10 protein-coding genes are annotated in these 16,232 nt (G+C 63.6%); 8 read left to right on the forward strand and 2 right to left on the reverse strand.

Annotation, left to right across the window (positions count from 1 at the left end):
* Positions 1-199 precede the first annotated feature (199 nt).
* Together ACERK3_05525 and ACERK3_05530 are read right to left on the reverse strand one after the other, a co-directional pair.
* A complete protein-coding gene (locus ACERK3_05525) occupies positions 200-1,297 on the reverse strand; it encodes a hypothetical protein (protein ID MFA9477752.1) in 1,098 nt (365 codons plus the stop codon).
* Between the two features lie 86 nt (positions 1,298-1,383).
* A complete protein-coding gene (locus tag ACERK3_05530; GenBank protein MFA9477753.1) occupies positions 1,384-4,839 on the reverse strand; it encodes an SIR2 family protein in 3,456 nt (1,151 codons plus the stop codon).
* 349 nt (positions 4,840-5,188) lie between these two features.
* Between ACERK3_05530 and ACERK3_05535 the strand changes: the two genes are divergently transcribed.
* The 8 genes from ACERK3_05535 to ACERK3_05570 all read left to right on the forward strand — a co-directional run bounded on the left by ACERK3_05535 (position 5,189) and on the right by ACERK3_05570 (position 16,064).
* Positions 5,189-5,452 (forward strand): hypothetical protein, encoded by a 264-nt coding sequence (locus ACERK3_05535; GenBank protein ID MFA9477754.1) that lies wholly within the window; start codon positions 5,189-5,191, stop codon positions 5,450-5,452.
* A gap of 189 nt (positions 5,453-5,641) precedes the next feature.
* Positions 5,642-7,243 carry a response regulator gene (locus tag ACERK3_05540; GenBank protein ID MFA9477755.1) on the forward strand — a complete coding sequence of 534 codons (1,602 nt, stop codon included), beginning with the start codon at positions 5,642-5,644 and terminating at the stop codon, positions 7,241-7,243.
* A 517-nt stretch (positions 7,244-7,760) separates the two neighbouring features.
* A complete protein-coding gene (locus ACERK3_05545) occupies positions 7,761-8,993 on the forward strand; it encodes a hypothetical protein (protein MFA9477756.1) in 1,233 nt (410 codons plus the stop codon).
* Positions 8,994-9,178: 185 nt separating this feature from the next.
* Positions 9,179-10,528, forward strand: coding sequence for a polysaccharide pyruvyl transferase family protein (locus ACERK3_05550; GenBank protein ID MFA9477757.1), 1,350 nt, complete (start codon positions 9,179-9,181; stop codon positions 10,526-10,528).
* The gene (locus tag ACERK3_05555) at positions 10,525-11,823 is read left to right on the forward strand and encodes a phenylacetate--CoA ligase family protein (GenBank protein MFA9477758.1); all 1,299 of its coding nucleotides are present in this window, start codon (positions 10,525-10,527) and stop codon (positions 11,821-11,823) included. Before ACERK3_05550 ends, ACERK3_05555 begins: the two co-directional genes overlap by 4 nt.
* Positions 11,820-13,058 (forward strand): glycosyltransferase family 4 protein, encoded by a 1,239-nt coding sequence (locus ACERK3_05560; protein MFA9477759.1) that lies wholly within the window; start codon positions 11,820-11,822, stop codon positions 13,056-13,058. The genes ACERK3_05555 and ACERK3_05560 overlap by 4 nt, the downstream gene beginning before the upstream one ends.
* A complete protein-coding gene (locus ACERK3_05565) occupies positions 13,055-14,590 on the forward strand; it encodes a lipopolysaccharide biosynthesis protein (GenBank protein ID MFA9477760.1) in 1,536 nt (511 codons plus the stop codon). Before ACERK3_05560 ends, ACERK3_05565 begins: the two co-directional genes overlap by 4 nt.
* The gene (locus ACERK3_05570; GenBank protein ID MFA9477761.1) at positions 14,571-16,064 is read left to right on the forward strand and encodes a glycosyltransferase family 39 protein; all 1,494 of its coding nucleotides are present in this window, start codon (positions 14,571-14,573) and stop codon (positions 16,062-16,064) included. The genes ACERK3_05565 and ACERK3_05570 overlap by 20 nt, the downstream gene beginning before the upstream one ends.
* The last annotated feature ends 168 nt before the right edge of the window (positions 16,065-16,232 follow it).

Here is a 16,232-nt window from a genome sequence, read left to right on the forward strand (position 1 = left end):
TGCCGCGGGGCCCCCTCCCAAGCCGCCGCCGCCCGCTCGGTCCGCGGAACCTTCACAGTCGACAATCGCACCCCCTCCCGTCCCCCGGTCCCCGGGGGAGCCCCCCGGAAGCCCGTTGCGGGTCAGACGGCGCACCAGCATCGACGCCAGCAGGCGGCGCACACGGTCGGCGGCGGCGTGTTGTTCGGAGTCGGTGCGTTCAGCTACGACGTAGGCGATTTGCCAGTCGGTCGAACCATCGCCGCAGCCAGGTGCCGCGCTGGTTGCGGGCATTGGCACGCTCGGCCGACTTGGGCCGGGGCATGGGGATGCGGACTGATGGCGGTTCCGACTCATAAGAATCGGAGACTACGGCCGAAAGCAGCAAATGAGCGTGACGGCCCGCCGGGGCAACTTTGTCACGGTCCAAATGTATGTCCCAGAAGCGCTTAGCCCGATGCACCGCCTGACGCCAGGCTTCCTCCCCATCGGGCAAATCGGCGTCGATGGCATGCGGATCGCCGGTGCGGTCCTTCTCCATCGCATCGAACAGCCGCCGCACGTCCACCGGCCGCAGCTTGTGGCCCAGCGATTCACTCATGACGACGATGTGCGCCGCCAGCCGGGCCTTGACGTTGGCCCGTTCCTGGCTGGTATCTGGATGGCCGAGATACGCCTGGGCGACCAGCGTGCCGGCCAGTTCGTCGCGCTCCATGCCGAATCGCTGCACCTGCCTGCCGATCGCCGGATCGCCCAGCACAGTCTTGTCCAGACGCAGCAGCTTGTCCAGTGCGACCCGATCACCGCGTCGCGCCTTGGCGTAAAGCCGCGTCGGTGATTCGCCATACTCCAACATGGCCGGTACGACGACCAGCATGCAGAACTGGACTTCAGGTAAAGTCATTGCCTTGTCCATGTCCACCTCCGGCAGCGGGTCAACATCAGCAACCACGGCTGCCAGATCAGACAAGTGCTCAAAGTACATGCGCTGCAACGCCTCGTTGATGAACGCCTGCACGATCGCTATCGCTGCCGGCGGCGCGTCATCTAGCATCGCCAGCTTGTCGAGCCCTGGGCGTGCCTGGCGCATTTCAAGAAAGCGCCCCATCTGCGGCATCACCTCCGGCATGCCATCGGGCCAGAACGTGGACCGCACCACTCGCCGCATGCGATCCGGATCACGGTAGAGGCGCAGCCAGTAAGACGAGCCCTGCACTTTGTTGAGCTTGCGGCCCGCCGCTCCGGATCGGATCAGGTTCACCCAGTCGATGGAAAGCGGTGCCCCGGCAGCCAGTTGCTGAGCGACAACGGCAACCATGATGGGCTTCCCGACAGCCCATCGATGAAGATAGTGAACTGCTGATAAGTCGAATGTCATTTTGATCGCGCGCGAAAGCTCTCGCCCTACGATTCGGGCGGCAGGCTGTCCCGAAATTTTACAAACTCGGGATGACCGCGAATGTTGTCGAAATCGGAATCATGATCGAGTTCTTCGCGAGTGGTATGCGAATCGAGCGCACGCCACGCTTCTAAGGCACGGACGGTTTCGACCACTTGATCGTGCATAGCTCTAGCGCAGGCGATATTGAAGTACGCCTTGGCTTTTTGTTCGACCGGGGCGTCGGGCAGGTCGATCACCGCCGAGAAGTCGTCGATCGCCCGCTGTACGTCGCCGTCCTCGCCACGCTGGCCGTATGTAATGCCACGGTTGTTGAGGGCTTGGGCCTTCTGCTCGGCCGGGGCGTCGGGCAGATTGATCACCGCCGAGAAGTCGTCGATCGCCCGCTGTACGTCGCCGTCCTCGCCACGCTGGCCGTATGTAATGCCACGGTTGTTGAGGGCTTGGGCCTTCTGCTCGGCCGGGGCGTCGGGCAGATTGATCACCGCCGAGTAGTCGTCGATCGCCCGCTGTAAGTCGCCGTCCTCACCACGCTGCCCGTACATAACGGCGCGGTTGTTGAGGGCCCTGGCCTTTTGCTCGGCCGGAGCGTCGGGCAGATCGATCACCGCCGAGTGGTCGTCGATTTTCCGCTGTACGTCGCCGTCCTCGCCGCGCTGGCCGTATGTAACGCCGCGTCTGTTAAGGGCCCTGGCCTTCTGCTCGACCGGGGCGTCGGGCAGGTCGATCACCGCCGAGTAGTCGGCAATCGCCCGCTGGAAGTCGCCGTCCCCGCCACGCTGCCCGTACGCAATGCCGCGATTGTTGAAGGCTCTGGCCTTCTGCTCGACCGGGGCGTCGGGCAGGTCGATCACCACCGAGAAGTCGTCGATTTTCCGCTGTACGTCGCCGTCCTCGCCACGCTGGCCGTATGTAAAGCCGCGGCTGTTGAGGGCCTTAGCCTTCTGCTCGACCGGTGCGTCGGGCAGATCGATCACCGCCGAGAAGTCGTCAATCGCCCGCTGCACGTCGCCGTCCTCGCCGCGCTGGCCGTATGTAATGCCACGGTTGTTGAGGGCCAAGGCCTTCTGCTCGGCCGGGGCGTCGGGCAGATCGATCACCGCCGAGTAGTCGTCGATTTTCCGCTGCACGTCGCCGTCCTCACCACGCTGCCTGTATGCAACACCGCGGTTGAAGAGGGCCTTGGCCTTCTGCTCGGCCGGGCTGTCGGGCAGGTCGATCACCGCCGAGAAGTCGTCGATCGCCCGCTGCACGTCGCCATCCTCGCCACGCTGGCCGTACGTAATACCGCGGCTGTTGAGGGCTTGGGCCTTCTGCTCGACCGGGGCGTCGGGCAGGTCGATCACCGCCGAGTAATCGTCGATTTCCCGCTGCACGTCGCCATCCTCGCCACGCTGGCCGTACGTAATACCGCGGCTGTTGAGGGCCTTCGCCTTCTGCTCGACCGGGGCGTCGGGCAGGTCGATCACCGCCGAGTGGTCGTCGATTTCCCGCTGCACGTCGCCGTCCTCGCCACGCTCGCCGTAGGTAATGCCACGGTTGAAGCGGGCCTGGGCCTTCAACTCGACCGGTGCGTCGGGCAGGTCGATCACCGCCGAGTAGTCGTCGATTTCCCGCTGCACGTCGCCGTCCTCACCACGCTCGCCGTACATAACTCCGCGGTTGAAGCGGGCCTTCGCCTTCTGCTCGACCGGTGCGTCGGGCAGGTCGATCACCGCCGAGTAATCGTCGATTTCCCGCTGCACGTCGCCGTCCTCACCACGCTCGCCGTACATAACGGCGCGGTTGTTGAGGGCCTGGGCCTTCAGCTCGACCGGTGCGTCGGGCAGATCGATCACCGCCGAGTAGTCGTCGATTTCCCGCTGTAAGTCGCCGTCCTCACCACGCTGCCCATACGCGATGCCGCGGTTGAAGAGAGCCTTGGCCTTCTGCCCGGTCGGGGCGTTGGGCCGGTCGATCACAGCCGAGAAGTCGTCGATCGCCCGCTGCACGTCGCCGTCCTCGCCACGCTGGCCGTATGCAACACCGCGATTGTAGAGGGCTTTGGCCTTTTGCTCGGTGGTGGCGTCGGGCATGTCGATTATGCGCTTCCAGCCCTGAATCGCATTGGTCAGTTCTCCATTCAGAGCGGCTCGAAGCGCATGATTCATAAGGTTTGCGACGCTCGCGGTCATTTCGGTTTGGTCTGAAGATTCTTCTGTCGAACTCGCTGCATCGGAGAAATAGTGACTCTGCGCTTCCTTGAGGGAAACAATCGTCCGGTTTAATGTGGTCTGCGGTGAGTCAATATCCTCAATTGACTCACCAGTGGCCTTCTCACCGCGTACCTTACCACTGGTACGACTGGTGGTTGAGTTCTTTTCTTCAGGCAACGTGATGCCTTGTATTTCTTCGATCAGACCTTGGAGGGGGTTAAAAAGAACCGAGGGCCAGCTTCCGAGGCCAAGACCTCGATGTAGATTGAGGAGTGCCCCATCTGCCCCGCCACGAGGCAACGGAACATAAAACCGGTTGCTCGTATCTTGACTCAGAAGTTTGACGACCTCTTCACGAAGACCACCTGCGCCGGCCTCGTCCGGATCGTGCATATCGCACCAATAAAGGTTGCCATCGAATCGGCCGCACTCCTGCAACGCCGCCATTGTTGTATCCGGCCAACCACCGTAGCCGATGACAATAACACCATGCTTTTCGAAGTATTGTGTCAGCGCGCCCCGGTTTTGACGTGCAAGACGCGTCATTTCTGCTGATGTGTTGGCAAGAAAATAGCGGTGAATGCTGCCATGCGTATAGATCAGGTGGATCGCTCCATCAGACCCATCGTCTGGAGGAACAATGCCTTGTTCTGGCTGATCCGTCATGAAGTAGAGTTGATTGACGAGTTGCAAGCCACGTTGGAGGAGGGGGTCGAAATTAGTCGTAAAAATCGTGTGGCAGAACGGCCGTCTAAATGTATCTCGATGCGCATCACGGTGTTGCTCTCGGAGAATCGAACCAAGCGCAACGTGGCCCATGTTCATTTCACGGCCGATTCGTCGAACGACGTCACGAAGGTAATCGCGCTGTAGCGAAGGCATGTTCAATCCCGCGCGGACGTCGCCTCGCATCATCGCCTGATACGCTTTCCCGATGTTGTCACCACTTGGCCTGGGCAGTCCATCACCCTCTGACAACTCAAACGCCCTATTTGTCTGCTGATGTATTTCCTTCCACATCTTCTTTGCGTAATCATCCAACGCTGGGTCAGCGTCACTGGCTGCTTGGAACGGCTCTTCGGGAGCCGAAATCATTTCCTTACGCATCAGCCACCACGGGACGTCGCGTCGAACCATCTGGGTAGCAGTGGGAACTAATGGAAAGCTCATCCCGGCCCCGAGAAGCAACGTGTAGGCCGCACCAGGTTGATCAGACCGCCGGCGGAGACTGGTTGAGACGTTCTCAACCAGGTCGGCAAGCGACATTGTGGCAAAAGGCAGTTCAGGCATGGCGTAAAGCTCCCGGTTCGCTCATCCAAGGGTGAATCGTACCAGAGAATAAAATTCAGCATTGAGCGAGGAGAAGCGGCGGTTATTGTCAACGCAGGGAATCGCTAGACGGCGGCTCTATAGCAAAAATTATTGGCACGAATCAAATTAGCCGAATCGAATCCACCCCCCGCTATTCCAGCTAAGAAAGGGACTTGCGTTTACGCGAGTCCCTTTTTTTATGCCCATTTCGAGGCCGGTTGTACATCAATTTGTACATCACCGCCGGGCAAACATGGAAAGGAACTCGCCGATTCACCGTCCATTCCGGCGGAGGTTTCGAATCATGGCGAGTCTGATCAAACGCGAGAAAACTTACTACCTTCAAGACCGCATCGGCGGCAAGCTCAAACGCTGGAGCCTCAAGACCTCGGCCTACCAAGTCGCCAAGGAACGGCTACGGCAGTACGAATCCGCCCAGGCCCAGGGCATTGACAACCCGCTGCACACCCGCACGCCCATCGGCCAGGTGCTCGAGGCCTACGCCAAGCACATCCGGGCCAGCAAGACGCCCAAGATGGCCCAGACCCTGCCGTTACAGGGCGAGTAACCGATTTTCAGCCGCCATGGGCTGCGGATTCTCCCCGGCAGGCTGGTGGGTCGCCTCGCAATATGTTTTATCCGACGTTGATTTCCTTTCGCCCCGGACCAATGATTAAGCGATGCCCCGGGGGGCTACGCTCGGTTTGCGCCCACGGCAAGCGGCCGATGAGCATCTCAGCCTTGTTTAGAAACAGTCATGCCTGAAAAACCTCCTACGGCCGTGGCAGGCGAAGGTCACCCGCCCTACGAAGAAGAGTTCCGAGTCATCGGCCATATCCTTGAGCGGGACGCCGAACCGATCATGGAACGCTGGTACGAGCGGGCCACTGAGGAGCAGGTGCATGCGGACTCAGGCCAGCGCAGCGCGGTAATGAACGAGTTGCTGCACATGCTCCAGTCGCTGGGCCAGCAGCTCAAGGAGCAGGACCGCCCCGCGATGACGCATGCGGCCGACATCGCCCGGGAGCATGGGAAGCAACGGTCCGGCCTCGGGTGGGACATCGTGGAACTGGTGCGGGACTACGAGATTCTGCACGGCGTGATGCTGGAGCATCTGGGCCAAATGCTGGACAAGCGGTTGACCTATCGCCAGGCAATGATCATCGCCACGGTGGTCGACGGCACCACCGGCAGCGCAGTCGAAGCCTTCAGCGAGGTCATGCAGCAGCGGCTGGAGCAGCGGGCCGAGCAGCTCCGACGCCTGGCCATGGAATTGGCGCAGACCGAGCACCGCGAGCGTCGCCGGCTGGCCCAGTTGCTCCACGACAACCTCCAGCAACTCCTGGTGGCGATCCAACTCCAGGTCGACGGCCTGCCACACGAAGCCGACCGGCCGCGTTTCCTGAAGCAGATCCAACACGTCCAGAACCTGGTCAGCGAGGCGAGCGAGGCCTCGCGTTCGCTGACCGGCCAGCTCAGCCCGCCGCTGCTTTACGAGGTGGGCCTTGTGGCGGCCCTGCGGTGGCTGGCCCGCCAGATGCTTAAGAACCACAACCTCAAGATCCACCTTCAAACCGATGACCAGATCGAGGTGCCCGATGAGGCGACGCGGGTCACCTTGTTCGAGGGGGCGCGGGAGCTGCTGCTGAACGTGGCCAAGCACGCGCAGGCCGGCGAGGCCTGGGTGCGCGTGGAGCAGACGGAGCAGCAGGTGCGGCTGACGGTGGAGGATCATGGGGCAGGGTACGAGTCCGGGCAACCCGCAAGGGAATCGGACCCGTCGGGCTTCGGGCTGGCGAACATTCGAGAGCGGATGCAGTGGCTCGGCGGGTCCATGCACGAGGCGTCGGCCCCGGGCGAAGGCACGCGGACCGTCTTGGAGGCACCGCGTCAACCTGCCCCGGAAAGCAAGGCCGAGCCTGATGCGGCCAACGCGTCGGCCCCGGGGTGCAAACCGGCGGGGAACGGCGCGGCGTCGCCGGAGGCGGGCAGTCGATGCCGGGTCTTGGTCGTCGATGATCACCACGTGGTGCGCCAGGGACTCGTGCGGCTGATCACCGAGGCGCCGGATTTCGAGGTGATCGCGGAGGCCGGCGACGGCGTGGAGGCCGTGGAAATGGCGCACGAACATCGTCCGGACGTGATCGTGATGGACGTGACCATGCCCCGGATGGACGGTGTTGAAGCCACCCGTCGGATCGCCGAGGAGCTTCCCGACATCCGCATCATCGGCCTTTCCCTCCATGCCGAGGAGGACATGGCCCAGCGGATGCGCAACGCCGGCGCCCACGCCTACCTCAACAAGTCCGGCCCGATGGAAGAGCTGCTGGCGGCGATGCGGGACGGCCGCCCCGCGTAGGCGGCGGTGCTGGTGGCGTGGCGGTGACTCCACGTGAGCCGACGCCCCTCAACCAAGCCAAGGCCAACCATCCACCACATGTTCGACGTTGCCTGCGGCTACGCCACATGTCTGTACGACACAAGCCGCGTGTAAACAGGTATAGCTGAATCGAATCCACCCCCCGCTACTTTTTAGCTTAAAGGGGCTTGCGGCCACGCGAGCCCCTTTTTTTACGCGCGTGTTAGGGGCCTTTGTCCCCCAAACTGACCCCCGCACGCCAACCAAGAGACTTACCGAGAAACGAATCGTTCGATTGCCCGGAGGTTCCTTCATCATGGCTTGTCTCAAGAAGCGCGGCACCACTTACTACGCTCAATATTACGTCGGCCGAAAGCAGCGACGCGTCATCGGGGTGACAGCGTGGTGGCAGTGCTGGCGTGGGGCTGGGGCGTTTCTTGTTTGTGGTTTGCCGTTGGGGGCTTGAGGAGGTGGAGCAGCCTAGGCTCGACATGGAGGTGATGCACGGATGCGAAGCATGATGGTGCCATGGCAGGCCGGCGACTGGATGGGGGCGATGTATGCGCGTGTTCCGCCGAGGGTGATCGCGTCGACGGATCGGGTGTTGCAGTGCGGCTCAGCGTTGGCGCGGGGGCGGATGCCGGCGGTCTGCTATGAAGGGGCGTTGGCGGAGACGGGGGAGCGGGGGCGTGTGGCGGTGGTGGATGCTCAGCCGTCGGTGACGCATTTCGTGCAGCGGCTGTTTGCCGAGCCGGTCGAGCCGACGCCGGCGGGCGTGGTGACGTGGCTGCGGCTTAGCGAGGGGCTGGATCGGCTGGCGGACGAGTCGGATCTGGTGTTGGCGCGGTTGCATGGCGGGCTCGGCCGACGGCGGCTGGGTGACGCATACCTGCGCGTGCCCGAGGCGGTGGCGTGCCGGGCGGCGCTGCCTGCAGAGGGGGCGTTGCCGGTGCGGGCGAAGCGAGGGCAGGCCCGGAACCTGCGCGTGCTGCGCCGTTCAGGGTTGGGGTGGGATGTATCGCATGACGCTTGCGACTTCGTGCGCTTTTACGAGCGGATGTATGTGCCGTTCGCTGAGCATCGATTTGGTGAGATGGCGTATGTGCGTGGCATGCAGCGGCTGCGCAGTCACTTCCTGCGCGGCGGGCTGATTCGGGTGATGGACGATGGGCAGTGGGTGGGCGGCGTGGTGTATGGCGTTGATAGTGGATGCTTGCGTGTGTGGGTGGTGGGTCTGGCTGAAGGTGATACGGCCCTGCTGGAACGCGGGGTGATGACGGCGAACTGGGCCTTCGCGTTTGAGCGTGCGCAACAACTCGGCCTGACGTCTTGCCACATGGGGCTGAGTCGGCCGACGTTGAACGATGGCGTGCTGGTCTACAAGAAGCGGTGGGGCGCGGCATTGGGCGATCGGCAGCCGACGCATTGCGATCTGTTTGCGCGGTGGGACCGTTTCAATGCGACGGTGCGGCGGTGGCTGCAAGTCAGCCCGATGCTGTTTCATGATGACGGTCGACTGTCGGGGCTGACGGGGGTGGATGAGCCGACTGAGTGTGAGGGGTTGGAGCGGTTGGCGGTTGAACTGGCGATGCCTGGCATGCGGCGGTTGTGCGTCGTGTCGCCGGGCGTTGAGCGGGCGCAGCGTTGCGAGATGCGTGACGAGCGCGTGCGCGAGTTGGCGGTGCAGGTCGTGCCGGCGGGGTCGTCGGCGGAACTGGTCACGCTGTTGGGCACGGCCGGGGGCGAATGAAAAAGCCAGACTTCGGCGATTGCCAGTGGACCTGCTGAAGCGGGGCGCATAGGCATAGCATGCTGAGTAGATGTTGATGAAGGCGCGTCGTTGAAGACGCAAGGTTGCGTGCCGACCGGTTTCGGCGAGATGCACGGTCGAAGTGGTTCGTCCACAAAAGCGGAAAGCGGGAGTCGATGAATTGCATGGCATGGACCGAACCTGGCGGACCCCACACGCGAACGTCGAGCGGCGTTGCGCCGGAGAAGAACTTGAATGGCGACGGTGTTGATGCCGACGTGGAAGTGTGTGACAAAGACGAGCGGGCGATCACCGATCGGCCGCGGGTGAAGCGGCGCGTGCTGGTGCTGTGTGGCGACGTGGCGGGGAATCTAGGCGACCATGCGATATTGAAAGCGGTATGTGACACGTTGCGCGCGGCCGACCCGGCGATCGCGTTGCGGTTGACGGTGACGTGTTCGAATCGCGCGACGGCTCGACGGTCGTTCCGTGCGACGACGTTGCCGACCGGCTGGCGGGCCTGGCCGGGGCTGTGGCGTGCGGCGCGGCGGAGCGATCTGGTGATCTGTGGCGGGGGCGGGCTGTTTCAGGATGACGACAGCCTCGTGAAGATGCCGTACTGGGCGGCGCGGGTGATGGTGGCGAAGTCGGGCTGCGCACGGGTGGCGGGGGTGTCGCTGGGGGTCGGGCCGTTGAAGGCATGGGTGAGCCGGGCGGCGGGACGGGCGGCGCTGCGTCGGCTTGACCCAGTGTCGGTGCGGGATTCGCGGGCGCAATCGTTGGCGAGCACGTTGACGGATCGGCCGGTGTCGGTCGTGCCGGACCCGGCGATGTTGCTGAAGCCCGCGTCGGAGGCGTCGGCGTCGGCGGTGTTGGCGGCGCATGGTGTGCCGTTGGACGGTCGGCCGCTGATCGGAGTGACGGCGCGGCGATGGTTTCCGCCGCGGGCGCGTGTCGTGCCGTATCGACTGGCGTGGCGTTGGCGTGGCGTGGGCGAACGTGAGCGGGCTAACAATCGGCGGTTGGCGGGTTTGCTCGCCGTGGCGTTGGACCGGGTAGTCGAGCGTTGCGGGGGACATGTGGTGTTTTTGCCGAGCTACAACTGTCCGCATGAGGCCGACGACGCGTTGTGTGAACTTGTGGGCGAGCAGTTGCGGCGATCGTCGTGGTCGCTGATCCGCCTCGACTCGCCGACGGTTTACAAGGCGGTGACGGCGAAGCTGTCGGTCATGCTCGGCGGACGAATGCATCCGACGCTGCTTGCCGCGAGCGTCGGTACGCCGGTGGTGGGGCTGGCGTACAACCCGAAATTCCATGGTCTGTTCGATCTACTCGGCCTCGAAGGTCGTGTGATTGATGTTCTCGATTTCGTCGAACACCAACTTGTCGCGCAACTCGTTGAGACGGTTGAGCGCGCGATGTGCGACGGAGCGGAAACGAAGCCAGATGGTGAGCCGGGTCTGGCTGGGCGTGTCGACGACCTCGCGGAGCAGACGCGAACATTCCTTCAATCGCTTGTCAGGACGATCCGATGAATTACCTCGCTCAATGCCAGGCATGCATCAGTGCGCACTATGCGTTGAAATATGATTTCAAGCAGATTCGGCGCATCCAGTGGCAGAGGCTGCGTCGGCTGGTGACCGAGGCGTACCTGTCCATCCCGTATTATCGTCAACGGCTGGATGAAGCGGGCGTTGAGCCGAGCGATCTGCAAAGTCTTGACGACCTGCATCGCCTGCCGGTGATGACGAAGGCGGACTTCCAGTCGGCGGACCCGCGTTCGCTGCTCAGCCAGCGTATTTTGCCAGCCCGCCTGGTGCGCGAGCAGACTAGCGGTTCAAGCGGTCGGCCGTTTGTGATGTACTTTGATGAGGCGTACCGCCGAATGCGCAAGGCGTTGTTCCTGCGCGCGTTGGTGGACTGCGGCTATCGGCCGGGCCAGCGATTGCTGATCGTCACGTCGAGGGAAAAGACCGGCGTGCCGGCGTGGATGGGCTGGCGGTATGTCAGCTACAAAGACCCGCCACATCACAACATCGAGCAGCACAACAGCATACGGCCGCACGTGCTTTATGGCTGGGTCACACCCATGCGGCAGATGGCCGAGGTTATTCGTAACAAAGGCTTGGTCGTGCATCGGCCCAACGTTTTGATCACCACGGCCGAAACACTTGACCCGCCCACGCACCGCCTACTCGGCGAAGCGTTCGGCTGCCCCGTTTATGAGATCTACGGCCTGACCGAAACGGGCACGGTTGCCTGGCAGTCGCCGAGTCAGCCGCACTTTCGCATTTCACACGAGTCGATGATCGTCGAGTTTCTGTCCGGGCCCGACGCCGGCCCGGCACGCCGGCTGGTGGTGACCAACCTGGGCCTGCGGTCGATGCCTTTCATCCGCTACGACACGGGCGACCTCGCCATTCCAATCGCGGCGCAGGCGTCGGCAACGGCAACCGACGCCGCCGCGACGTTGCCTGCGATCGAGCGTGTTGATGGCCGACATGTGGATTGCGTTCGACTCGGCGACGGTCGCATTGTTTCGCCGTTCGAGTTGACCACGGCGATGGAGGCCGTGCCGGGCGTGAGCCGGTATCAGATCGTGCAGGAACGAACGGATGTGTTCACCGTGCGCTATGTTCCCGGTGGCGATGGAGATTCGTCGGCAGGCGTAACGGAGCAGGCGGCGCGAAATGTATTGGGCGAAGTCGTGGGAACGGACGTTCAGATAAATGTGCAGGCGATGACGTCACTCGATCCACCGCCGGGGCAGAAGTTCCGCGTTGTACAGTCGCGGTTGGCGCAAGCCCATACCGAAGGAGTGCTGGCATGAGCATGCGAATTCTTTGCCTCAGTTATGAGTATCCACCGATCGGCGGTGGCGGGTCGCCCGTGTGTGCCGGCGTGGCAGAGGCGCTGACGGCGGCGGGGCATCGGGTGGACGTGGTGACGTCCGGCATGCCGGGCCTGGCCCGCAAAGCGAATGTCAACGGTGTTGAAGTGCATCGCGTGCCTTGCCTGCGAAGGCGACGACATATGGCGGGCAGTTTCGAACTGGCCACGACGCTGGTACCGATGTATCGGCAGGCGATGCGCCTCGCACGCGAAAGTCGTTACAACCTGATCCATTGTCACTTCATTTTGCCCACCGGCATCGTCGCCCGTCGGGTCAGCGTTGCCACGGGGTTGCCCTATGTGCTTACCACGCACGGCTCGGACGTGCCGGGCTATAACCCCGACCGCTTTCACCTTGCTCATCGCATCGCTGCGCCGTTGTGGCGGCGTGTAGTGCGCGACGCGACGATGATCACGTCGCCTTCGCGATTTCTCGCTTCGCTGTTACGACAGCGGCTGGATGTGCCCGTTCGCATCGTGCCCAATGGCATGACCGTTCCCGCACGCAGCGCCGCGCCGCGTAGGAACCGTGTGCTGCTGGCGAGCCGACTGTTTGAGCGCAAGGGCGTGCAGGATATGTTACGCGCGCTGGCCGGCTGGCGGAACGAGTGGCAGATCGACATCGCCGGCGACGGGCCGTATCGCCCGACGCTGGAACGGCTGGCGCGTGAGCAGCGGGTTAACGTGCGTTTTCTCAAACTGGTGCCGAGCGATGAATTGGCGGCGCTGTATCGCACGTCGAAGATTTTCGTGTTCCCGTCTCATCGTGAAAATTTTCCGGTGGTGTTGCTGGAGGCGATGGGGGGCGGCTGTGCGGTGATCACGGCGAAGACGGCAGGCAACAGTGAGGTGGTCGGCGATGCCGCCATCAGCGTCGAGCCGGGCGACAGTGACGCGCTTCGCAGCGCGCTTCAGCAGTTGATGCACGACGAGTCGGCGATTGCCCGATTGCGCGAGCGTTCGTATCAGCGCGTGCGGCGGTTCAGTTGGGAACGCGTGGGGGCGGAGTACGAAGCGCTGTTTGAGCGTTGCCTGGGCAAGGCCGACAACGCGACGGGCGCAAGCTCGCGTGCCTACGAATCGAGCGATGACGCGCTATTGTCCGTCAGCGAGCATGCAGGTTCGGGCACGGCAGGTTCGGCCGATCGCGAGCAGGAGCAGGTCCGCTCATGACACGTCGACTGTTGCTGAACTTCTCTTACCTGGCCAGTTCTCAGGGCGCGGCGGAGGCGATGTTTCTCGTGCGGGGCATGGTCATCGCTCGTCTGTTGGGCCCGACCGCCTTCGGCATCTGGAGCGCCATTCGGCTGGCGTTGATTTTCAGTCGGTTTACGCACATTGGCGCGAACACGGGCATGATGCAGATCGCCCCATACGCCGAGGGGGCCGGCTCGATCAAGCGGGCTCAAGCGCATCGCCGGGTGACGTCGGCAGTGTCGTTAACCGGCGCGCTTGTCGCGGCGTCGGCGGTGGTGCTGGTCGGCGGCTGGGTGCCGGGCGAAGGGATGCGGCACTGGTGGTGGTTGGCGGCGGCGCTGATCGTGGCGCAGCAGTTGATGTTGTTCTACTGCGAGGCGTTGGCGTCGCAGCGGGAGTTCGGCTGGGCGGCGGCGGCGCATGCGAGCTTCGCCGCGCTGTCGACCGTCGGTGGTGTCGTCGGTGCGCTGTGGTGGGGGTTAAGTGGATTCCTGCTTGCACTGGCGGGCTCGTACCTGATCGTGCTTGCGGTATGCGGCATCGTGGGCCCGGGCTTTCCCATACCGGCGTGGCGGATGCGGTACGCGATGCGCCTGGTGAACGTCGGCTGGCCGATCATGCTCGGCCACCTGCTGCTGATCCTGTTGTGGAACATCGACAAAGTCGTGCTCTGGGCGATGCGCAGCAGCGAACAACTGGGCGTTTACGCCATTCAGAGTTATTTCACCGCCGGGGCCATGTTACTGCCGGCGGTCGTGGCGGCGGTGATGCATCCGCACCTGCGCATGCGGCTGGGCATGGTCACCGATCAGGCGGCGGCGATGCGGCCGGTGTTGCTGGAGGGCACGCGACTGTTGGCTTGCGTGGCACTGCCGATGGTGGGGCTCGGCGCGCTGCTGATGCACCTGCCGATTCGGTGGTTGCTGCCAGCTTATATCGAGGCGATCGAGCCCGGCCGACTGCTCATGCTGGTCAGCTTTCCGTCGATCGTGGCGACGCTGGCAATGACCGTGCTGGTCTCGCTATCGCTGCAACGACGGGTGATCGCCATTCGCACGACCAGCGTGGTGGTGTCCACGGCGGCGGCGGTTGCGGTGATGCTCGCCGGGGGTGGGTTGATCGAACTCGCGGCCGCGGTGGCGCTGGGGTTCATGGTGCATGCGGCGATCGGCCTGGCGTGCGCCTTGCACACCGTGCAGGCGACGCGCACAGAGGCGGCGGCGCTGCTGGCGGTGGTGGTCGGGCAATACGTGGCGCTGGCGATGCTGACGCCGATGTTATTGGTCTGGATACCGGACGAGCCGACAGGGCTGGCCGACGACGTGACGCGATCGCTGCTGCGATGCGCGGTGATGCTGGCGTTGCTTGCGCCGCTGGGTTGGTCGACGTGGCGACGGATGCAACCGCCGCGAACGCAGACGGCTGACGACGATGTGGCTCGCGCGACAACCACCCCGTTGCCAGGGGCAAGCGGAAAGGTACAACCCCATGACGCAATACGACCCTGAACCACTGATTCCCGGCGTATCGCCGATGCGACGCGGCACGTTTATCGTCGGCTTGCTGGCGCTGACCGCCTTCGCTGCGACGCTGCGGCTGTTTCGTCTGGCTGAGCCGAGCTTCTGGGTTGATGAGTTGTATCTGGTTCTGCACATCGCACGCGAGCCGGGCATCGACTACTGGCTGCGACCGCTGGCCTACCTGCCGACGACGTTCGGGCTGTGGTTGCAGCAGGTGGACATCGGCGCACTCTCGCCCACAGCCGTCCATGAGTGGCGGGCGCTGGGCATCACCGAGTGGTCGTTGCGACTGCCGTCAGCAATCATCGGCGTGCTGTCCGTGCTCGTGCTCGGCTACATGAGCCAGCGTCTCGTCGACCGCCGTACCGCGCTGCTGTTCACCGCCTTGCTCGCTGTTGCAACCTGGCACCTTTGGGTTTCACAGACCGCCCGGTTCTATGCACAGCAGATTCTGATTTACAACGTCTGCCTGATTCTCTACTACGACGGCGTGACACGACGCTCGCCGCGGACGCTGGTCACGTGTGGCGTCTTCTTCGTGCTTGCCTTCATGACGCAGATGACGTCGCCGATGCTGCTGGGTGTGTTCGCCGTCGAGTCGGCGATCCGCAGGTGGCGAAACCGCACCGGCCGACCGGGGCTGGCAGGGGGGCTGCTCATCGCCGCGGCGCTTTTCGTGTGTGGCGGCATCGTGTGGTGGTGGTACATCATCAGCGACTTCCGCGCGACCGGCCAGCCCGCTGCGGTGCTCATCGGCGGCACCGTCTGGCTGGTAGGCCTGCCGGTGGCTGTCTGCGCCGCCGGCACCGCCGTCTGGCTCTGGCGACGCGACCCCCGCCTCGCCGGCTTCCTGGTCGCCAGCGCGATCGTGCCCGTCGCCGCGCTCGTCGTCCTCGGCTGGCTCGGCGCGATCGTCCACACCCGCTACGCCTCGCCCGCCATGTACGGCTGGCTGATGCTGGCGGCCATCGGCCTCAGCGTCGCCTACAACCTCTTACGCCCTCACGTGGGCAACCTTCTCGCCGCCACGCCCGCGCTCGTCGTCATCGCCGCCTGCCTGTTCAGCGACCTCGTCTACTACACCGGCGGCTACGGCTACCGCGCCCGCTGGCGCGAAGCGATCGCCCACATCGATCAGCATCGCCACCCCGACCAGCCCATTTATGCCGACTTCATCCCTCACTACCAGCTTCGCTACTACCTCGGCACGAACGAAAACATCGTCCTGATCCCGTTCGACTTCACCCGCGACGACCTCGCCGACGACGACCAACCCTACTGGCTGCTGCTGCGCAACAGTTCCCCCGTCGGCAACCCCCGCGCCGGCCAACACCCGCCCGGCGTGGATCTGAAAGCTCACTTCAGTCATCGCAACTTTCAGCCGTACCATTCGGTACACGTCTACCGCAGCCGCGCCGCCTCACCCGAGCCGACCCGCCGTGCCGATGGCTCAGGCGACTGACGTTTCGAAACTTGGCATTGTCAGTGATACTTCTATGCCACTCCTCCTACTGATTGCGGGGTCGAGCAGTCTGGTGCTCGTCGAGTTCATAAGCCGGAGGTCGGTGGTTCGAATCTACCTCCCCTTCTACTTTAGCGATTGCATCAACCTCGGCACTCGCCTCATCGG

The organism is Phycisphaerales bacterium AB-hyl4, from assembly GCA_041821185.1.
GTDB classification, from domain to species: Bacteria; Planctomycetota; Phycisphaerae; order Phycisphaerales; family Phycisphaeraceae; genus Natronomicrosphaera; species Natronomicrosphaera hydrolytica.